The following is an 18,456-nucleotide window of genomic DNA, read 5'->3' on the forward strand; positions in this document are numbered from 1 at the left end:
GGGATGGTCGGTCACTCCGGTCCGAACGGCTCGGAGAGCAATGTCGTGTAGGCCCTCTCGTCGAGCCAGGTGAGGCTCTCCAGCTGCAGCGCGTCAAGGAAGACCTCGCGGCCGGTGCGCAGGCTACGGATGGCCAGGCGAAGGTCGTTGCCGTCTCGGTCGGCGCGTACCCGCACCCGGGCGAACTCGTTGCGGACTACGAGCTCGCCGTCGGCAGAGCCGATGCGCAGCCAAGAACTCGGCTCTGGTGCGCCATCAGCCCCGACGTCCCGACTGCCGTCGAGGTCAGCCGCCTGGGCCTCAGAAGAAGATGGAGATGGCACGGGGCAACACCCGGTGGTCGAGGAGCACGGTCCGTTCGGCGATCTTCCAGCTCTCACCGGAGGTCACGATCCGGTCGCGACGGGAGCCGACGAAGAACTGCTCGGAGTTGGCTCGCCGGGACTGGAAGATGATGAAGTTGCACTCCGCTACCAGGTCGCCGTCCGGCCCGGGGGTGACCAGGACGTTGCTGATGAACCGGCGCGTCCGCGACCGCGGCTGCTCCGCGTGGGCAAGGCCACCGGCCAAGCGCTCCATCCGCTTGGCGAGGAAACGGGCGTCCTCCTCCATGAGCGACCACTCGCCGGGGACGTGGTCCCGGTGCTGCCGCACCTCACGGGTCTCCGTGATCGGCATCCAGTAATGGACATCCTCAGTGAACAGGTCGAGCCACTCGTCGTAGCGTTGCTCGTCGAGCATCTTGGCCTCGCTGTAGAGGAAGTCCTCGACGTCGCGGCGCAGATCGGTGAGGGAATTGGTCATTTCTGCTCTCCCGGGGTGGTCATGAGTTCGAGCCAGTAGCGATAGAAGTTGCGGTGGTTCTGCTCCGAATAGTGGGGCCCCAAATGGCCGGGGTATCCCTCCTCGTGGATCTCGCCCTCGTGCCCCAGGCCCATCGCGTAGTTGAAATCCCGGGTCTGGGAGACCACCCCTCGGGCGGACTCGGTGATTTGCTCGAAGTTCTCGCCATCGTCCTGGCCAAAGATCCCGGCCGCGGCGTTCTCCTGGGACATCTGGGTGCGGGCGAAGTCCTTGACCGACTGCGGCGCGTCGCGGTCGAAGAGCGCCGTCTGCCAGACCTCGATCTCACCCGGTCCCCTCGGGTGCCATTGGAAGAGCCCGAAGACGTGGAAGACGCCGAACTTGATCCATGACAGGTTCGGGAAGATATTGCCCTGACCGAGCCCGTGCATCTCCGCCTGCAGCGGGGAGACCCGGGCCTTGAGCCGCTCGTGCACGGCGTTGACGTACTCGATCGCCTCCGGCCCGAGGAGCTGAGCCATCCCGACGTCGTTCTGATAGGCCCGGCCGGGCTTGCTGATGTCGCCCATCCCGTGGCCGTGGTCGAAGTATGCGATGTAGTCGCCGAGCGTGTCGTAATCGGGGAGGAAGCCGATCTGGAAGGCCGACCCATGTGTGTAGAGCACGTGGTAGTCGTCGCCGGCGAAGTTCTCCGCCGCCAGCTTCCAGTTGGCCTTGATCCGGAACTTCATCGTGGGGCCGATCACCTCGAGCCCGCCGAGCGGCGCCTCGAAGGCCAGGTCCAGATACCAGAGCTGGTCAGCGCCGAGGTAGTCTACCAGCGGGATGGCGTCCTCGTCCCAATTGGCGAAGATGAAGCCCTTGTAGTTCTCCACCCGCGGAACGGCCTTCAGACCTAGGCGCGGCTTGTCCAGCTCGCCATGGTAGACGGTATCTGCGCGCGGTGCACCGATCAGATCGCCGTTGTTGCTGTAGGTCCAGCCGTGGTAGGGGCAGCGGAAGAACTTCGAGGACCCGGCGTCGGTGCTACACACGGCCATGCCCCGGTGGGCGCAGGAGTTGAGCATCACCCGGATCACTCCGTCCGCACCGCGAGTGGCGATCACAGGGTCCTCGCCCATGAAGTTCGTCAGGTAGTCGCCCGGCTCACTCAACTGGGACTCGTGGCCGATGAACAACCACGTCTTGGTGAATACCCGGTCCAATTCCTTGCGGTAGGTTGCCTCGTCGACGAAGACTGTTCTGCTGACGGCACCCTCGTCGGGCTTCACCAGGTCGTGCAGTCTTGCGGCGGCCACGTCAACGGGGCGTTCGCTAATGCTGGTCATGATCGGGTCCTCTCGGGGTCTGACGGGTTGCGTGAGGTGAGATGGGAGGGCGGACCCGAACGGCCCACCTGTAGGCGGATCGTCTGGGCGTCTGCGGTATCACTGAGCGCTGTCATTGCTGGTCCAACTGTTCTGGGCCCCGAGGTTTGCCATGCCCGCGGCGTACAGGGCACCCTGCGCGTCGAAGGGGAGGTGGGCCACGCCGGCCCGCTCGTATGACGGGGTCGCGGCTTCCAGCCGGCTGTAGATCTCCTCCATGTCCGGAGGCAGCTCATGGTCCTGCCAGGCGGCGTAGTCCTCGTAGCCGTGGTCGTAGTTCCACTCCGGCACGTAGTAGAGGCGCCCGGACGTCCCCGCGCTGTCCTGGGCGGCGAGGAAGAGCGAGATCGGCAGCAGGTGCTCGGGAATCGCCGGGCGCATGAAGTAGGCAATGCCCTGCTCGTTGAAGGCCCGGGCGGTGGCGTCGAACCACGACGCTCGGGTGTGCCCCGGCATGATCGCGTTAACCGCGACCCCGTCGCCGCGCACTTCCTCGGCGAGGTAGAAGGTCAGCGCCATCACGGCGGCCTTGGTGGCCTGGTAAGGCATCTCGACCGTCCACGGGCGCAGCCCGTGGTAGCCGCCGCCGGCGGCGACGGCCAGGACGCCACTGCTGACGACGTTGACGATGCTGCCCCGCTGCTGGGCCCGCATCGGCTCGATGAACCGGCGGATGGCCTTCAGCGTGCCGAACACGTTGACGCCGAACATCACCTCCCAGTCGCGGTCGGTCGTGTCAAGGGTGTTCCGGTGGCCTGTGGGCGGGAAGAGGGTTTCGGAGACCAGAGACGCGTTGTTCACTAGGACGTCGACGGTCCCGAACCTGTCGATTACAGCGTCTCGGGCGGCGTCGAGGGCGTCGTCGTCGGTGATGTCCATGTCGACGGCCATGCCGCTGCCGTCCGACTCCAGCTGCTTGCGGAAGTCGTCAGCGTCGTCCCACGTCAGGTCCGCTGCAACGACCTTGGCGCCGGCGCGCAACAGTCCCTCGCAGAGGGAACGGCCGATGCCGCGGGCTCCACCGGTGACAACGATGACTCGACCCGCCGCCTCGCCCTGCCACTCACCGAGTGCCCGCTCGACCAGCTGACGCTGCCGCGCAGTGGCCACGGTTTCTCCACCAGACTCCGACATCCAATTCTCCTCAAGTTAGGACGGCTTTCTGCATTGCAGTACACATAAAAGAGTATGACCTTCATCACAGGCTGTCTATGGGCTATTTTGGTATCGAGCTATTCACTGGTGAAACTAGGAGCCGTGCGTGGAGCTGCGTCAACTCAGGTATCTCGTTGCGGTGGCCCGCGAGGGGTCGTTCCTCCGCGCCGCCGCCACCCTCGATGTGCCGCAGCCCTCGCTGTGGCGTTCGATCAAGGCGCTGGAGGCGGAGCTGGGCATCGCCCTCTTCGAGAGGTCCGGCCGCGGAGTACAGCTCACCGGTGCCGGGAATCAATTGCTGCCCCGCGCCCATTACCTGCTGAATCGAGCGGAGTCGGTCTCCCAGTTTGCCCACGAACTCGCTCGCGGTCGAGCGGGCGTCGTCACGGTGGCCTGCGCATATCCGCACGTGTCACGGTTCCTCGCGCCCCTGATCGGCACCTTCCGGTCGGCGCATCCCGCTATCCACGTCGCCGTCCACGAGTACTCGGGCCTGCCCGCGATCGAACAGGTGCTTAACGGGGACGTCGATCTCGTGACGGGCCTCGGGCAGGCCGACCAGCGTCTTGCGGGCCACCAGCTCGGCGACGTGCGGCTGGCGGTGGTGACCTCCGACGACCACCCGTGGCGGGGCCGGAGCCACGTCTTGGTCGCTGAATTGCGTGGCCAGCCGGTGCTCACCGGGCACGCCGATAGCCTCACCCGGCGCCTGCTGGAGCCGGCGCTGCGGGCAGGGGGCTTCGGGCTCGACATCACGTCGGAGAGCGTCAACGCCACCACCATCGTTGCGCTCGCCCGGGCAGGGCTGGGCGTGGCCGTCATCGCCGACGACAACCTCAGTGCCGACGACTCGGCCAGATGGCCAGTGCTGGTCGACGAGCACACCCCGATGAGCGCCCCGCTGTGGATCTACTGGTCACGCGAAGGAGGCATCGCCCCGGCGGTACGGTCCTTCGTGCGCCACGTCCAGGGGACCGGCAACCGGCTGGACCGGGACGGCGGGCAGCCCAGTCCAGCCTGAGGCCCAGCCGACTTCGGCCTGACCACGCCGATCAGAGCAGGAGATGGTCGATCTCCTCCGCCGCAGCTACCAGCCGAGTGAGGATGTCCTGCTCGGTCGCCGAGCTCATGCGACTGAGCGGCAGCGAGGCCTTGACAGCCAACCGCGGAGAGCGGGTCGAGGCCAGTGCGACGGCGAGGGAGGCGACATCCTCCTCGCTCTCCTCCTTGCTCGACGCGAACCCCCGGGAACGGATCGTGCGCACCGCGTCGAGAAGTTCGGTCCGGGTGCCTAGCGAATGGGCTTTACCGCCTGGTGGACGCCGCCTACGAGAAACGTGCCATCGCGATCAGCTCGAACCTGCACCCGGCCGGTTTCGACGAACTCATGCCCAAGACCATCGCCACCGCGACAGTGGATCGGCTACTGCACCGCGCCCACGTCTGCCAGACCAGCGGCGACTCCGTCCGCCTCTCCGAAGCACTCGCAGGCCAGGGAGTGAAGCCCTTGTCCTGACAACCCGAAAACCCGAGATGGCCAACTTCTGGGCAGATCCCATTGAAGTGCCCCGGGTAATCGATGTCTCCATCAAACCCGGGGCACTTCAGCGGTCAGGTCGTCGGTGAGGCAGCATCGTGCGCACAGTCCTCGGCGGTGGGGTTCGTCCTGGTCTCCGCAGCGGGTGCAGGTCAGTCGGGGGTCGTCGATTCCGGCACAGTCAGTGCAGATGGGCTGGTCGTTGGCGAGGCCAGGCAGCAGTCGATCCGGGCGTTGGCAGCGGGGGCAGGTGCCGCGTCGGCGGGTGGCCTGTTGGTAGCAGCGGCGGCAGACGAAGCCCTCGGGCCAGCGCACTCCGCGATGCTGCTGCTCGTCGTTGCACCGTGTGCAGTGGTACTTCGATGTGTCAGCCATGTGTCCGCCGCCTGCCTGGGGGTCTACGCCGTCGGTCCGGGTCGGTGGATGTGTGCCCGCTTCGGTCGCAGTGGCACGTCGGTTGCGGGGGAGGCGTCGGTGGCTGTGGCGGTGCGTCTGGAGGGGGAGGTGTCGACGTGGAAGACGCAGAGGTCTTCGACGGTGCAGTCCAGGACGTGGCACAGCGCTCCGAGTAGGGCCAGGGGCAGTCGCTCAGGGGTGCGTCCCAGGAGGCGGTAGAGCTGGGAGGCGGAGAGTTCGATTCCCACGTCGTGCAATGGCGTGATCAGGTCGGACAGGGTGTGCATATCTCGGTCGGTCATGACCTGGCGTAGTCGCCACTGGTAGGCGATCCGGTGTTTCATTGCTGGTCGGTCCTTTCGGGCAGGCGTTTGGCCGCGGCGCGAAGTGCGGCGGCCACGACACGGCTGCGGTAGTCGGGGGAGACGAAGGTGTAGAGCGAGGTGGTTGAGGCGTACTTGTGTCCGACTTGTTCCTGGATGAAGCGGGTGTCGTATCCGGACTCGACCAGCAGCGTGACGTAGCTGCGGCGCAGGGAGTGAAAATCCAGTCCGGGATCGGTCAGGCCGGCGGTGTCGCAGAGGTCGGCGAAGCTATGGGACAACGCGCCGTTCGAGATGCGCTCGGATCGCTCGGTCGGGAACAATGCGGTCCCGACCGGGTGGTCAAAGGTGGTGCGGCCCTGGTCGATCCATCGTTTGAGGCAGTCGATCGCCCAGGCGGTCTCCGGGACCGTCAGGACGCCACGCCGCTTGGCCGCAGATCCCTTGCCGGGTTTGCCGTGGCGGACGTAGCAGAACCCGAACTGGCCGAACTGTGGTGCTCGAGGGTTCGGTCCGAAGTCTGTCAGATCCAGCATGCGGACTTCGTTGCGACGCAGGCCCCACGCGTAGGCGACCTTGATGATCGTCGCGGTCCGCAGGGCCACCATCGCGCCCTTCGAGCCAGCCTCGAAACGGTGGTTGACCTGATCGTCCGCGAAATCGCAAAGGTCCTGCAGTTCATCGGTGGTGTAGGCCCGTTTGAGTGGATTGTCGGGGCCCTCGTAGGTGTGGCGGGCCGAGTTGGCCTCGGTGATGATCTGTATCGGATGCGTGTCGAATCGGTCCTGGCATTGCTGGGTCCACTCGTAGGCCGGATCGAGCAGGTAGTCCATGAAATGCCGCAGTGCACCCTGGTAGCTCAGCACCGTGCCCAGGGCCAGGCCGTGGACCCCGCGCAGTTCGGTGAACCAGTCATCGACCATCGGGGCGTCCAGTGCCAGGGGCCGGCGACACCGCAGAAGTCCTGGAACCGCCGGATCGTGGCGACCTGGGCCGCGATCGTGCCAACGGACAGGTTCCGGGCCATCTGCTGGTGCGACCACCCGGTGACCATCGCCTCGAACACCGCGGCTTCCGGCCGCAGGACAGCGATGCCGTCGGCCAATTGCAGCCGCGCCGACCCCGGCGGAGGATCCTGATCTGCCATCTCGCACCACCCAAACATGGTTCGCGATATATGCGAAAGTATCGCACTTTGCGCGAATCAACACAAGAGGTCGCAGGTAGCGGCATTGCCAGTCAGTCCGCGGAGGTTGGGCCACTGCACTCAGAGGCGGCCCCGGGAAGCGGTCCGTCACGTGACGACGTGCAGGTCAGTCGGGGTGCCGGACAGGGCGGGCGAGAGAATGTCCGGGAGGTGTCGAGTTCGCAGAACTTACAACTCAGCACCCGCTACTTGTCATAACGTCTGGTTACCGGTGCTCGATGTGGGTGGCAAGGCGACACGAGTTTTCGGACACTGCTGCCCTGCGGAAACGACTGGTTCTGTGAGTGTCGCGAAATCGATCGCTAGCTAGCGGACGCGCTCGGACGGGGGTTTGACTACCTTGAGCCACCGTCGTGAGGTGGGGTCGTCACGTCCCACGCTGACTTGCGGATACGAGATGAAGGTCGCTTCGTCGATGTAGGGCGGGACCGTGGCTCTTTCTGGTGACGTCCTGCCGTGTGTCAGTTGAAGCCTCCGGACGGTGTCGTGGCCTGCTCTCTTTGCCACATGACGATGGTCAGTTCGGCGTAGAGGACGGTGTGGTCGTCCTGATCGGTCAGCCGCATCTCCATCTTCACTCGCCCGCGTGTTCCGTCGAGAGTGACCTCGGCAATCCGGACGGTTCCGGTGAGAACGTTCCCGGGTCGGACGGGCACCGGGAACCGGACCCGGTCGAATCCGAGCCCGGCGATCACTGCCCATTGGTTGAGCACTGTTTGTGTGAGCAGCCGTTGAGCGATGGCGATGGTGTGTACCCCGCTGGCGATGAGTCCGCGGAAGTGTCCCTGATCGGCCGCTTCCTCATCGATGTGAAACCACTGTGCGTCCCAGCGTGTGGCGAAATCCACCAGTTCGGCCTTGGAGACGGTGTGATCGCCCAGTTCGAGGATCTGGCCCGGGGTGAAGTCTTCGGCGTAGACGGACGGACTTGGGGGAGTGGCGTTCACAGCGACCTGGCTACGAGCAGCTTCATGATCTCGTTGGTGCCGCCGTAGATCCGCTGCACGCGGGAGGCGGTGTACATCTGGGCGATGGGGTACTCCATCATGTAGCCGTAGCCACCGAACAGCTGTAGGCACTTGTCCACCACGCGGCACTGCATGTCGGTGGCCCACAGCTTGATCATCGAGGCGCCGGCGGCGTCGAGGGTGCCGTCGATCTGGCGGCGGATGCCGTCGTCGATCAGCGCCTTGCCGGCGTAGACGTCGGCCTTGCACTCGGCTAGTACGAACTGGGTGTTCTGGAAGTCCAGGAGTTTCTTGCCGAACGCATCGCGCTCTTTGACGTACCGGATGGTCTCGATCACCGCGGCCTCGGCCACTGCCACGCCGGCGACTCCGATGATGAGTCGCTCCCGCGGCAACTGGGTCATGAGTTCGGCGAAGCCGGAGCCCTCCTCGCCAAGGATGTTCTCCACCGGTACCCGCATGTCGTCAAAGAAGAGTTCGCGGGTGTCCCATCCGTGCATGCCGATCTTCTCGAGGACGGCGCCGCGGGAGAAGCCCGCGACGTTATTGTCGACCTCGGCGACTAGTAGGGAGATGCCCTTGCCGCCGGCCGCTGGATCGGTCTTGGCCACGATGACAACCAAGTCGCAGTGGGTGCCGTTGGAGATGAAGGTCTTGGCGCCGTTGACCACGTAGTGGTCGCCGTCGCGGATCGCTGTGGTCTTGACGTTCTGCAGGTCTGAGCCGGTACCAGGCTCGGTCATGGCGACGGCCACCACTTTCTCGCCGGAGGCGAGCCCGGGTAGCCAGCGGCGCTTTTGCTCCTCGGTCCCGTAGGCGTTGATGTAGTGGCTGACGATCGTGGAGTGCACGGTGAAGCCGAACGCGCTGTCGTGCGCGTACGCCAGTTCCTGGGCCACTACAGCCTCGTGGCCGAAGTCGCCTCCCCCGCCGCCGTCCTTTTCGGCGATGTCGGTGAGCAGTAGGCCTGCCGCTCCGGCTCTGTTCCAGAGTTCGCGGTCGACGTGGCCCTGCCGGGCCCAGTCCGCCTGGCGGGGGGTGACTTCTCTGGCGAAGAAGGCGCGGGCGTGGTCCCGTAGCAACTCGTGGGACTCGGTTTGCCAGGTGGGGCGGTGGTCGGGGAACAGGGTGGTGGTCATGATCTTGTCCTTGTCGGGCCGGGTCAGCGGCCGGTGAAGTTCGGCGAACGCTTGGCCACGAAGGCGGCCTGGCCCTCGTGGCTGTCGTCTGAGGCGAGTGAATAGACGAAGTTGCGCTTTTCGTGCTCGAGCCCTGCGGCTATCGACCCGGTCTGCGCGGCCAGGGCGGCGTCTTTGGCCAGGGCCACGGCCAGCGGGGAATTAGCCGAGATCCGCTGCGCCAGGGCGATCGCCTGTTCGACGACCTCGTCGTCGTCGACCACCTTTCCCACCAGGCCGAGGGTGGCGGCCTCGGTCCCGGTGACCAGGTCGCCGCTGAGCAGCAGTGCCATGGCGCGAGGTTTGCCGAGCGCCCGGATGAGTCGTTGGGTGCCGCCGCCGCCGGGGATGACGCCGAGCTTGACCTCGGGTAATCCAAGGCGGGCACCCTGGCCGACGATGCTGGTGTCGCAGGCCAGGACGAGTTCGAGCCCGCCCCCCAGGGCCAGGCCCTCGACGGCTGCGATCACCGGTTTGGGGAAGTTCTCCAGGTCGGCCCATAGAGTCCCCCCGGAGGCCCGCCGCTGCCCGATCAACGGATCGGCCCGCAGGGCGTCGAACGCGGTGATGTCTGCTCCAGCGCAGAACACGCCGCTCGCGCCGGCCAAAACTATGGCGCGCACGGAGTCATCGGTCCGCAGCTCGGCTAGGTGCCCGTTCAAGGCTGCGAACACCGCGGCGTTCAGTGCATTCCGGGCCTCGGGTCGGTTGATGCGCAGGATCGCGACGGCTCCGCGTCGTTCGCTGCGCACCACATCATCGTGTCCGCTCCGGTTGTTCATTCCTCGGCTCCCCGGTAGAGATCGGCGTGGTCGGTGCGTAGCGTCTTTTTGTCCAACTTGCCGACGCTGGTGCGCGGCAGCGCGTCGGCGAAGATGACGATGTCGGGCAGTTGCCACTTGGCGAACTTGTCTTCCAACACGGCGTGGATGTCGTCGACGTCAAGATCGGCACCGTCTTCTTGGACGACGATCGCAACCGGGCGCTCTTGCCACTTGGGATGCTCGATCCCCACCACGGCGGCTTCGCGGACCTGTGGGTGGGCGACGATCGCGTTTTCCATGTCGATCGAGGAGATCCATTCGCCGCCGCTTTTGACCACGTCCTTGATGCGGTCGGTCAGCTTGAGGTAGCCGTCGGGGCGGATCGTGCCGGCATCGCCGCTGCGCCACCACCCATCGGCGAACGCGCCGCCTTTGTCTTCCATCTTGTGGTAGCGCTCGATGATCCACGGGCCGCGCATGAGCACCTCGCCCTGGGAGACACCGTCGTGGGGTAGTTCGGTTCCGTCCGGTCCGACGACCTTGATGTCGATCCCGTTGACCAGCAGACCCTGGGCCCGCTTGAGATCCCACTTCTCCTTCTCACTGAGCACGTCCCGCAGCGTGTGCTTCAGGCCTGCGTTGACGGTGACCAGCGGAGTGGTCTCCGTGGCGCCGTAGGCGTGGATGATGTCGGCGCCGGTGAGGTCATGGAAGCCGCGCATGAGCGTCAACGACGGTTCGGTCGCCCCGGACAGCAGACGGGCGCGGCTGAAGTCCGGGCGCGTCTTGAGTGTGCGGATGTAGTCGAGCATCGGCTCGAAGATCGCGGGGGCACCGTTGGCTACGGTGACGGACTCGGAGATCATCGCGTCAACCAGCACAGAGGTGTCCTCGGCCGTATACCGTCCGGGCAGCACGACCTTGGCGGCCGAGTAGATGGCCGACTGCGGCAGTCCCCAGCCCTGGCCGTGGAACATCGGGGTGATGACCATGACGGTGTCGTCGTCGCCCATCTTCAACTGCGCTGCCTCGGCAAGAGTGTGGAGGTAGATCCCGCGATGGGAGTAGTACACGCCCTTGGGGCGGCCGGTGGTGCCGGTGGTGTAGCACGCGCTGTACGCCGAGGTTTCGTCGATCATCGGCCAGTCGAAGGTCGATTCCGCGGCCGTCAGCGCGTCTTCCCAGTGGACGACCCCGGGCAGGGTGGTGGAGATCTCCGAGAGTGGCTTGTCCGTCATGACCACCCAGGTCTTCACCCCGACGCCCTGCTCGACCAGCGCCTCGGCCACGGGCAGCAGGGACTCGTCGACCAGCACGATCGAGGCTTCGGCGTGGTCGGTGACATAGGCCAGGTCCACCGGGGCGAGCCGCAGGTTCATCTGCAGCATCACCGATGCGATACCGGGAATCGCCCAGTACAGCTCCATATGGCGTTTGGAGTTCCAATCCAGGATTCCCACCACCGTTCCGGGGCCGGCCCCCAGCCCGGTGAGCGCGTGGGCTGACTTCCCGACCCGCTCGAACATGTCTGCGTAGGTGTAGCGGTCCCAGCCCCCGTCGATGGTGCGGAATACGATCTCCTGCTCGGGGTAGGTCCGGGCGGAGTGCCGCAGCAGGGTGGTGGTGTTGAGCTGGTAACTGTCACCGTGTGTCGACGGCAGACCGGTGACGATGGGGTGGGACGTCATGTTGGTGCTCCTGAAGTGGGGTTGGGACGGTGGCTGGGACGGAGGGGGCTCGTCAGAGGCGTTCGATGATGGTGGTGTTAGCGGTGCCGTGGGCTTCGCAGATGGTCTGTAGCCCGTATCGGCTGCCGGTGCGTTCGAGCTCGGTCAGCAGGTCCGTCATCATGCGGGCGCCGGTGGATCCGAGGGGATGGCCCACGGCCACCGAGCCGCCGTTGACGTTGAGTTTGTCGTCGGGGACGCCGAACTCTTTTTGGAACATCAGCGGTACTCCCGCGAACGCTTCGTTGACCTCGAACAGGTCGATATCGTCCACCGTGAGCCCCGACCGGACCAGGGCCTTGCGGGTGGACTCGAGGATCGCGGTGAACTGGATGATCGGATCGGCCGCGGCGACCGCGTGGACCACGAAGCGGGCGCGGGGGGTGAGCCCGTGGGCCTCGGCGAACTCACGGTCGGCGATGAGTAGTGCGGCGGCACCGTCGCTGAGCTGGGAGGAGTTGGCTGCGGTGGTCTTGCCGTCCTCGGCGAACACCGCCCGCAGGGACGCCATCTTCTCCGGGTCGAGCTCGGCCCGGATCCCCTCATCCGCGGTCACGGGCTCGCTGGAGTCATCGAGCGGGTCGCGGCGCAACGGAACCAGCTGGGTCTCGAAGCGGCCGTCGCGGGTGGCAGCCAGCGCCCGCTCATGGCTCCGGCGGCTGAACGCGTCGAGTTCCTCCCGGCTGAGGTCGAAGCGGGTGTTCATCAGCTCACTGGACGGGCCCTGCACCAGCAGTCCGCCGTCGTAGCGGGCCAGCTCCCGGGGGGAGTACTGCGGGCCGAGCGGGGCGCCGGGTTGTAGTGAGGATGGCAGCGCCACCTGTGACATCGACTCCACGCCGCATGCGATGGCGAGGTCGTAGGACCCCGCCTCCACACCGTGGGCGGCAAATGCGACAGCTTGCTGCCCCGAGCCGCACTGTCGGTCCACGGTCACGGCCGGCACCGAATCGGGCAGGCCGGAGGAGAGTACAGCATGGCGGGCGATGTTGGAGCTCTGCTGGTCGTGCGTCATCACACAGCCAGCGATCACGTCGTCGATTTTCTCCGGCGCCACATCACTGCGGCGAACCAGTTCACTGAGGGTGGCCCCCAGCAGATCGGCGGGATGCCAGGCGGCCAGCGCCCCGCCGCGCTTGCCGACCGGGGTCCGGACGGCATCGACGATCACCGCCTCGCGGGTGGCTCGGGAACTACGGGGCTGGGGGGAGTCGGTCATGACTGGGTCCTTCCTCAAGGTGGTCAGGCGGTAGTCGCCGTGAGCGCGTGAGTGGTCTGCGCTGTGGCCGGGTGGGCATCGCGAACGGCGCTGAGCGGGATGTCGTGGCGCGCGGCCAGATCCTCCCAGTGGGCCGTGGTGCGCGCGGCGAAGGCGCGGGTGTAGGCGGCGGATGTGCCGTCGCAATCGAGTACCTCTCTGGTGCGGGCCTCGAAGTGCGGCTCGAGTGCCCCCAGGGCGATATGGCCGTCGGCGGTGGCATAGATGTTGTAGGAGGGCAGAGCCCCGCCCAGTGGTGCTCCATTGCCAAACAGGCCGTGCCGGAGGGCAGCCGCGGAGTCGTACGCGGCCGCGTCGAGAGTGATGCGTTGATGTCCACCGGAGTCGTGCTGTCCCCGCGCCAGCAGCAGTGCCAGGGCGGCCGAGATGGCCCGCTCCCCACCGACGGTGTCGGCGACCGGGACCAGCGGCAGGTGCGGCGGCCGGATGGTGCCGTATCTCGCCTGATAGGTCAGGTCGTGGCCCGCGACCTCCTCGTCGGCGCCGTCGTAGCCCACGATCTCCACATGGCACAACCGCGGGTAGCGGTCGCTGAGATCGCCGAGGCCGAGTCGGCAGAACGCTGACGGGCGCATGGCGGTCACCAACACGTCCGCCGTATCGAGCAGCCTGGTCAGCTCCTCCAGGCCGCTACGACTCTTGAGGTCGGCCCGACGAACCTCCACCCCCTGTGTCAGTTCTGCGTACCAGGAGGGCGCGGCCACGGCCAAGGCGTCACCCACCGGCGGCTCCACTTTGATCACCGCTGCGCCGAGGTCACGAAGGCCTGCCACGGCCAGCGGACCGGGCAGGTTGGTAGCCAAAGAGACGACCTGTATGCCGGCCAGGGGTCGGAGCGATCGAAGACTCATTCCAGCGACTATACAAGTAGTCAGTAAACTTAGCCACTGTATAGCTTTAGCGATTGGCGCGTCCCCGTAGACTCGTTTGTCGACCGAAGGGAGACCGCGTGGACCGCCCCGCCCAGCACTCCGGCGACCAAGATCTCACCGCCAAAGCGCGAATCCGCAACGCCGCTCTCGAGCTTTACGCGGCCAACGGCGAGGACCGCACACCGATGCGGGCGGTCGCGGCCGCCGCCGGGGTGACTGTCGGGCTGGTGGTCCATCACTACGGGTCCAAAGACGGCCTCCGCGAGGCCGTGGAGCAGATCGTCGTGGAGCGTTTTGCGTCGGCCCTTGCTTCGGCGCCGACCGACGGGGCCGGCGAAGAAATCGCTCGCGTCCGGAATGAATCCGTCGCGGAAATGCTGTTCAGAAACCCGGAGGTGGTCAACTACCTCCGCCGGGCGCTACTCGAACCCGGCGGCCAGCGGGGGCAACTGCTGGAGCGGCTCACCGAACTCACCCACCGGGAGGTCGTTGCGATGCGCGAGACCGGCGCGGCCTCGCGAGGTCGCGCCGACTCCGTCCAGGTGGTCGACGTGATCATCAACCAGATGGGCCGACTGTTCCTGCAGCCGCTGGTGGATGCCGTCTGGACCCACCTCGGGACCTTCACCCACACCGAGGGGCACAGCAAGCCCGAACTCGGCGTGAGCGTGTCCGGGGGAGGAGCTGTCGATCGTTCCCACGGGTCAGCCACCTGACCCGAGTTTCACTTTCACTGAACATCTGTACAAGCATCACGCTGGCGGTTACTGTTCCTGCTGTGTCCGGGGTCACATACCCGATCCCGGAGTCATCGACACCTCAGGAGTCACCATGGCCACTCTCGGAGGCGCCCTCGCGCTCAATGCCCGCCGGCACCCGGACAAGACCGCACTGATCTTCGGCGAGAGCACCTACTCGTACGAGCAGCTCGCGGCCCGGATCAATCAGTATGCGCACGCGTTGGCGTCGCTCGGAGTCGGCAAGGGCGACAGGGTGGCACTGCTGAGTCCGAACTCCGACGCGTACATCCTGGGCCTGTACGGAGCGTTCCGACTGGGGGCCGTCGCCGTGCCTCTCAACCCTCGCGTGCCGGCCCGCGAACTTCGCTACCTGCTCGAGGACTCCGGTGCGACGGTGCTGCTGTACTCCGAGGGGCTCGCGGTGGTGGTGGCCGGCCTCGACGAACTCGATCCGCTGCCGTCCGCGCCGCAAAGTCTGGTGCTGGACGAGCCCGCCGCGCAGGGCATCGCGCGGCTCGCAGACACCATGCCGACCACCGCGCCGGAAGTGGAGGTCATCGAGGACGACGACTGCATTATCCTCTACACCTCGGGCACGACCGGGCGTCCCAAGGGAGCGTTGTTCGACCATCACCGCATGCTGTGGGTGGGGAACTCGGTTTCCGCACTCGGTATGAATATCTTCGACCGGAATCTGCACGTCGCGCCGATGTACCACTGCGCGGAGCTGGTCCTGTTCGTTATGTCAGGGTTCAGCCTGGGCACCACTCACGTGGTGCTGCCAGCGTTCGAGCCCAAGGCGGTCCTGGATGCGCTGGAGAAGCACCGCATCACCGTGTTCCTGGGCGTGCCCACCATGTACCAGATACTGCTGCAGCACCCCGAGCTCGGCACGCGCGATCTGTCCGCGTGGCGGCTGGGCTTCTTCGGCGCCGCACCAATGCCGCCGAGCGCGGCGACCAGCTTGCTCGCCACCCTGCCGCACGTGCAGTTCTTCCAGCTGTGCGGCCAAACCGAAGGCGGCCCGACCGGCATCTTCCTCACTCCGGACGAAGTACGCGCCCGCCCAGATGCCACCGGACGGGCGTCCATCACTAACGCCGAGACGCGGATCGTCGACGACGAGGGCAACGACACCGCGGTCGGCGAGCCCGGGGAGATCATTTACCGAGGCGAGACCATCATGAAGGGCTACTGGAACAAGCCCGAGGCCACCGCCGATGCGCTCCGCGACGGCTGGCTGCACAGCGGCGACGTGGCGGTCCGGGACGCCGACGGGTTTATCACGATCGTTGATCGGATGAAGGACATGATCATCACGGGCGGGCGCAACGTGTACTCGGTGGAGGTCGAACAGGCCCTCGCCGGCCACCCGGACGTGGCCGATGTGGCGGTCGTCGGGCGGCCGGACGAGATGCTCGGGGAGAGCCTCATCGCCGTCGTCACCCCGGTCGAGGGCCGCGAGGTCACCTTGGAGTCGCTCCGCGAGTACGGATCCCAGTTCATTGCGGGTTACAAGCTTCCGCGCGAGCTCATCACCCGGCCCATTCCCCGTAACCCCTCGGGGAAGATTCTCAAGCACGTGCTGCGTGATGCAATCACGGAAGGCACAGTCGCCACCAGCTAACAATCGGATAGCTCGTTAGGCTCCTCTACCAAGCCACCTGCCATTTGGCCCGCTCTGGGAGAGGTCGAGTTCGCGGGATACTCGGCATCGCCTACTTTACATAATTACTATTATCGGCTAAACTTATGGCTAGTTAAAAGCGTGTATCACGGCTAAACTGTAGCCATGACGACAGTGCCACTCGGCGAGGCCAAGGACAAGCTCTCAGCCCTCATCGACAGCGCCGAGACCACCCACGACATCATCACGATCACCAAGCACGGCAAACCCGCCGCGGTGCTGATGTCGGCCGACGACCTCGAATCGCTGCACGAGACGATCTACTGGCTCTCACGCGTCGGCGTCCGCGACGATGTCGCTACCGCAGACGCCGAGTACGCAGCCGGTGAGACGGTGTCCATCAACGATCTGCGCGCTGAACACGGCATGCCACCGAAATGAGCGACGAGCCAACGTCCTCGCCCGACCCGTACCAGGTCGAAGTCGCCTCCCCAGCCCGCCGCGACCTCCAACGCCTCCCACCTCGGATCGTCCACGCCGTCATCGAATTCACCTCCGGACCCCTCGCCGGCAACCCGAGCCGGCTCAGCAAGCCACTGCGCGACGACCTCGTCGGCCTGCACAGCGCCCGCCGCGGCGATTACCGGATCCCTGCTGCGCATCGATGACCCCAACCACACCATCGTCATCGTCAGAATCAACCACCGAGCCCATGCCTACCGCACCTAGCTGCCAGTGGGACTGCTCCACCTGGACGAAGGAGAAGAATGTCGTGAACGACCCCGGGAACACGCTCGACCAGGCTGTCGACCAGCTCTACGACCCCATCATCGCGTTGCAACGCCAGGCCCTCGACATCGAGCGCAACTTCCGTGACCTCGCCCACCGCGACGATCTGGCCGTCGATACCCTCGGCGCACCCACCACGCCCGCCGAAGCCATCGCCAGCATCACCGAAGCCCTCGCATCCCTTCGCAACACACTCCGCGCCGCCGAAGAACACCAAGCCGCCGCCAAACGACACGCAGCACGCCTCTACATAGACCGCTAGACTTAGTAGATCCTCGACTCAGGGCCATTGGGCCATAAGCCGACAGCTGGCGACGGCGAGTACTACCGTTTCGGGCGTCAGCTCGGGTGGCAGGAGACAGAGGGTGGGGAGATCACGATGGACGGTTTGATCTTCACGAGCGAGCCGATGCTCACCCGTGCCCTCGCGGCCGAGATCCGTCACGCCCCCGGTGAATTTCTCGCTCTTCTCGCTGAACGGGGCGAAGTCGCTGCTCTCTCCGGTGCGCCTGTCGACCGTGTTCGGTGCGAGGGGACAGCAAACATCGACATCGTCATGGAACTGGTCGGCGGGCGAACAGTTGGGGTCGAGGCCAAGCTGGATCACCAAGTCACTGACGAGCAGATCGAGGCCGAGAAGCGTGCAGTCGACGACTTGTTCCTGCTAGTGCTGGATCGGGTCGATGCTGGTGATCATGCCGACCAGGTGCGGGGCGTGATCACCTGGAAAGAGGCTATTGATTGCTTTCCGGGATCGCGGGTGACCATGGCTGATATTGACGCCCTTCCTCCGCAGAAGGTCGCCGTCGAGCGTGTGCTCAGAAGTCTGACACCGTCGATTCGAAAGCTGCTGGGCGATGGGTGGTTCGTCGGTGTCGGTCGTGGGGGTAGCGGAATGCCGGCCATCACCATCGTCAGTCCGGACCTGAGCGATGGGCGAGAACTGCGCGGTCAGATTCAGGTGGTCGGCCGGAGCATGCCCGAAACCGCCGACGACCTTAAGTTCGAGTATCAAGTCGGGATTCAGACCAAGCCGACGATCGAAGACTTCGCCCCCGCTGATGAGACCCTCGGCCCGCCCGCCTGGGTGATCCATCTCGAACGTCTACGCGACGACGTTCTAGCAAACAACGTCGAGAGGTTCGGAATTCGCAAAGGACGTTCTGGAAACGGCCGCAGTGGACTCGGCAAGAACAAATCAGCGCTTGTGTCCAAGTTCCTTCCGGGGACCTCATGGATCGCCCGCGGCTACTGGGACTGGTCGATCGGACCGAAGTCCGAGCCTGTTGACCAGGACGGACTTCCTGATCTAGCCCGTCGCGCAGCAAGCCTCATGCAGCAATGGCATAAGGCATCGCTATGACTGGGGCTGAACGTATCTGACGTACGCCGGTCGAGGTCATTGTGATCGCTGTTGGGCAAAGCTCGGTCCGAGTTTCTCGGTAGCGGTCTCTGCCTGGGTCACCCCACCACGAGACTGGTGCAGCGTACGAAGGCCGAGGCCTACCGCACGCAGATCGTCGCCTCGATCCCGAATGCCCATGCGCCATCCATGCGCGGCAACTCGCGCGCCATCCAACGGTCGGTGTTTGCCCATTGATGTTCATCGCCTTCCATCGCGTGGAGGGGTGAGGTGGGCCCTTCGTAGTGGTCCAGTTGTTGTGCGACTCTGTTGCCCGAGTGTTTGGGCAGGAAGAATCGACGACGACATGGCAGGTAGCAA

19 protein-coding genes and 4 pseudogenes are annotated in these 18,456 nt (G+C 65.6%); 8 read left to right on the forward strand and 15 right to left on the reverse strand.

The window, feature by feature from the left end:
* Positions 1-11 precede the first annotated feature (11 nt).
* From ACIGKQ_RS18275 to ACIGKQ_RS18290, 4 genes are all read right to left on the reverse strand, one after another.
* Positions 12-323 (reverse strand): hypothetical protein, encoded by a 312-nt coding sequence (locus ACIGKQ_RS18275; protein ID WP_006897068.1) that lies wholly within the window; start codon positions 321-323, stop codon positions 12-14.
* Positions 301-804: an aromatic-ring-hydroxylating dioxygenase subunit beta gene (locus ACIGKQ_RS18280; protein ID WP_006897069.1), complete on the reverse strand. Its 504-nt coding sequence runs from the start codon at positions 802-804 to the stop codon at positions 301-303. Before ACIGKQ_RS18280 ends, ACIGKQ_RS18275 begins: the two co-directional genes overlap by 23 nt.
* Positions 801-2,132, reverse strand: a complete 1,332-nt coding sequence (locus ACIGKQ_RS18285) for an aromatic ring-hydroxylating dioxygenase subunit alpha (protein WP_006897070.1) — start codon at positions 2,130-2,132, stop codon at positions 801-803. Before ACIGKQ_RS18285 ends, ACIGKQ_RS18280 begins: the two co-directional genes overlap by 4 nt.
* Positions 2,133-2,231: 99 nt before the next feature.
* Positions 2,232-3,305 (reverse strand): SDR family NAD(P)-dependent oxidoreductase, encoded by a 1,074-nt coding sequence (locus ACIGKQ_RS18290; protein ID WP_020171250.1) that lies wholly within the window; start codon positions 3,303-3,305, stop codon positions 2,232-2,234.
* Positions 3,306-3,432: 127 nt separating this feature from the next.
* Here ACIGKQ_RS18290 and ACIGKQ_RS18295 point away from each other — a divergent pair, with 127 nt between their 5' ends.
* Entirely contained in the window at positions 3,433-4,347 is a 915-nt protein-coding gene (locus ACIGKQ_RS18295) for a LysR family transcriptional regulator (RefSeq protein ID WP_006897072.1), read from the forward strand.
* Positions 4,348-4,378: 31 nt separating this feature from the next.
* On the opposite strand, the pseudogene ACIGKQ_RS18300 reads toward ACIGKQ_RS18295, so the two are convergent.
* A pseudogene (locus tag ACIGKQ_RS18300) lies at positions 4,379-4,603 on the reverse strand (IclR family transcriptional regulator C-terminal domain-containing protein); the annotation flags it as partial.
* A gap of 17 nt (positions 4,604-4,620) precedes the next feature.
* On the opposite strand from ACIGKQ_RS18300, the pseudogene ACIGKQ_RS18305 reads away from it, so the two are divergent.
* A pseudogene (locus ACIGKQ_RS18305) lies at positions 4,621-4,842 on the forward strand (ATP-binding protein); the annotation flags it as partial.
* A 527-nt stretch (positions 4,843-5,369) separates the two neighbouring features.
* On the opposite strand, the pseudogene ACIGKQ_RS18310 reads toward ACIGKQ_RS18305, so the two are convergent.
* From ACIGKQ_RS18310 to ACIGKQ_RS18350, 9 genes and pseudogenes are all read right to left on the reverse strand, one after another.
* Positions 5,370-5,603 (reverse strand): annotated as a pseudogene (locus ACIGKQ_RS18310) (helix-turn-helix domain-containing protein); the annotation flags it as partial.
* Entirely contained in the window at positions 5,600-6,505 is a 906-nt protein-coding gene (locus ACIGKQ_RS18315) for a tyrosine-type recombinase/integrase (protein WP_006897077.1), read from the reverse strand. The gene ACIGKQ_RS18315 and the pseudogene ACIGKQ_RS18310, both read right to left, overlap by 4 nt.
* Complete coding sequence (locus ACIGKQ_RS18320; RefSeq protein ID WP_006897078.1) at positions 6,442-6,729, reverse strand: hypothetical protein; 288 nt, start codon at positions 6,727-6,729, stop codon at positions 6,442-6,444. Before ACIGKQ_RS18320 ends, ACIGKQ_RS18315 begins: the two co-directional genes overlap by 64 nt.
* 521 nt (positions 6,730-7,250) lie before the next feature.
* Positions 7,251-7,736 (reverse strand): MaoC/PaaZ C-terminal domain-containing protein, encoded by a 486-nt coding sequence (locus tag ACIGKQ_RS18325; RefSeq protein ID WP_055476448.1) that lies wholly within the window; start codon positions 7,734-7,736, stop codon positions 7,251-7,253.
* On the reverse strand, positions 7,733-8,896 hold the full coding sequence (locus ACIGKQ_RS18330) for an acyl-CoA dehydrogenase family protein (protein ID WP_008382198.1): 1,164 nt from the start codon (positions 8,894-8,896) through the stop codon (positions 7,733-7,735). The genes ACIGKQ_RS18325 and ACIGKQ_RS18330 overlap by 4 nt, the downstream gene beginning before the upstream one ends.
* Before the next feature lie 23 nt (positions 8,897-8,919).
* Positions 8,920-9,717, reverse strand: a complete 798-nt coding sequence (locus tag ACIGKQ_RS18335) for an enoyl-CoA hydratase/isomerase family protein (RefSeq protein ID WP_008382197.1) — start codon at positions 9,715-9,717, stop codon at positions 8,920-8,922.
* On the reverse strand, positions 9,714-11,387 hold the full coding sequence (locus tag ACIGKQ_RS18340; protein ID WP_006897082.1) for a long-chain-fatty-acid--CoA ligase: 1,674 nt from the start codon (positions 11,385-11,387) through the stop codon (positions 9,714-9,716). Before ACIGKQ_RS18340 ends, ACIGKQ_RS18335 begins: the two co-directional genes overlap by 4 nt.
* A 52-nt stretch (positions 11,388-11,439) precedes the next feature.
* Entirely contained in the window at positions 11,440-12,645 is a 1,206-nt protein-coding gene (locus ACIGKQ_RS18345; protein ID WP_055476449.1) for a thiolase family protein, read from the reverse strand.
* Positions 12,646-12,668: 23 nt separating this feature from the next.
* Positions 12,669-13,556: a CoA transferase gene (locus tag ACIGKQ_RS18350; protein WP_055476450.1), complete on the reverse strand. Its 888-nt coding sequence runs from the start codon at positions 13,554-13,556 to the stop codon at positions 12,669-12,671.
* 98 nt (positions 13,557-13,654) lie between these two features.
* Here ACIGKQ_RS18350 and ACIGKQ_RS18355 point away from each other — a divergent pair, with 98 nt between their 5' ends.
* The 6 genes and pseudogenes from ACIGKQ_RS18355 to ACIGKQ_RS18380 all read left to right on the forward strand — a co-directional run bounded on the left by ACIGKQ_RS18355 (position 13,655) and on the right by ACIGKQ_RS18380 (position 18,096).
* Positions 13,655-14,293 (forward strand): TetR/AcrR family transcriptional regulator, encoded by a 639-nt coding sequence (locus ACIGKQ_RS18355; RefSeq protein ID WP_055476451.1) that lies wholly within the window; start codon positions 13,655-13,657, stop codon positions 14,291-14,293.
* 115 nt (positions 14,294-14,408) lie between these two features.
* Positions 14,409-15,944, forward strand: coding sequence for a long-chain fatty acid--CoA ligase (locus ACIGKQ_RS18360; protein WP_055476452.1), 1,536 nt, complete (start codon positions 14,409-14,411; stop codon positions 15,942-15,944).
* A 165-nt stretch (positions 15,945-16,109) separates the two neighbouring features.
* Positions 16,110-16,385 (forward strand): type II toxin-antitoxin system Phd/YefM family antitoxin, encoded by a 276-nt coding sequence (locus ACIGKQ_RS18365; protein WP_396574626.1) that lies wholly within the window; start codon positions 16,110-16,112, stop codon positions 16,383-16,385.
* Positions 16,382-16,673 (forward strand): annotated as a pseudogene (locus tag ACIGKQ_RS18370) (type II toxin-antitoxin system RelE/ParE family toxin). Before ACIGKQ_RS18365 ends, ACIGKQ_RS18370 begins: the two are co-directional and overlap by 4 nt.
* Before the next feature lie 43 nt (positions 16,674-16,716).
* Positions 16,717-16,995, forward strand: a complete 279-nt coding sequence (locus ACIGKQ_RS18375) for a hypothetical protein (protein ID WP_396574627.1) — start codon at positions 16,717-16,719, stop codon at positions 16,993-16,995.
* 117 nt (positions 16,996-17,112) lie between these two features.
* Complete coding sequence (locus ACIGKQ_RS18380) at positions 17,113-18,096, forward strand: hypothetical protein (RefSeq protein WP_396574628.1); 984 nt, start codon at positions 17,113-17,115, stop codon at positions 18,094-18,096.
* 140 nt (positions 18,097-18,236) lie between these two features.
* On the opposite strand, the gene ACIGKQ_RS18385 is transcribed toward ACIGKQ_RS18380, so the two are convergent.
* On the reverse strand, positions 18,237-18,456 hold a 220-nt coding region (locus ACIGKQ_RS18385; RefSeq protein ID WP_396574629.1), incomplete at its 5' end, for a hypothetical protein.

The organism is Gordonia sp. NPDC062954 (assembly GCF_044543825.1).
Taxonomy (GTDB): domain Bacteria; phylum Actinomycetota; class Actinomycetes; order Mycobacteriales; family Mycobacteriaceae; genus Gordonia; species Gordonia tangerina.

Bases quoted from the DNA above. Each gene is read 5' to 3' on its own strand.
- ACIGKQ_RS18315 (WP_006897077.1), bottom strand. From the start codon at position 6,505: ATGGTCGATGACTGGTTCACCGAACTGCGCGGGGTCCACGGCCTGGCC.
- ACIGKQ_RS18380 (WP_396574628.1), top strand. From the start codon at position 17,113: ATGGACGGTTTGATCTTCACGAGCGAGCCGATGCTCACCCGTGCCCTC.
- ACIGKQ_RS18365 (WP_396574626.1), top strand. From the start codon at position 16,110: ATGACGACAGTGCCACTCGGCGAGGCCAAGGACAAGCTCTCAGCCCTC.
- ACIGKQ_RS18320 (WP_006897078.1), bottom strand. From the start codon at position 6,729: ATGGCAGATCAGGATCCTCCGCCGGGGTCGGCGCGGCTGCAATTGGCC.
- ACIGKQ_RS18345 (WP_055476449.1), bottom strand. From the start codon at position 12,645: ATGACCGACTCCCCCCAGCCCCGTAGTTCCCGAGCCACCCGCGAGGCG.
- ACIGKQ_RS18335 (WP_008382197.1), bottom strand. From the start codon at position 9,717: ATGAACAACCGGAGCGGACACGATGATGTGGTGCGCAGCGAACGACGC.
- ACIGKQ_RS18280 (WP_006897069.1), bottom strand. From the start codon at position 804: ATGACCAATTCCCTCACCGATCTGCGCCGCGACGTCGAGGACTTCCTC.
- ACIGKQ_RS18330 (WP_008382198.1), bottom strand. From the start codon at position 8,896: ATGACCACCACCCTGTTCCCCGACCACCGCCCCACCTGGCAAACCGAG.
- ACIGKQ_RS18285 (WP_006897070.1), bottom strand. From the start codon at position 2,132: ATGACCAGCATTAGCGAACGCCCCGTTGACGTGGCCGCCGCAAGACTG.
- ACIGKQ_RS18290 (WP_020171250.1), bottom strand. From the start codon at position 3,305: ATGTCGGAGTCTGGTGGAGAAACCGTGGCCACTGCGCGGCAGCGTCAG.
- ACIGKQ_RS18340 (WP_006897082.1), bottom strand. From the start codon at position 11,387: ATGACGTCCCACCCCATCGTCACCGGTCTGCCGTCGACACACGGTGAC.
- ACIGKQ_RS18350 (WP_055476450.1), bottom strand. From the start codon at position 13,556: ATGAGTCTTCGATCGCTCCGACCCCTGGCCGGCATACAGGTCGTCTCT.
- ACIGKQ_RS18360 (WP_055476452.1), top strand. From the start codon at position 14,409: ATGGCCACTCTCGGAGGCGCCCTCGCGCTCAATGCCCGCCGGCACCCG.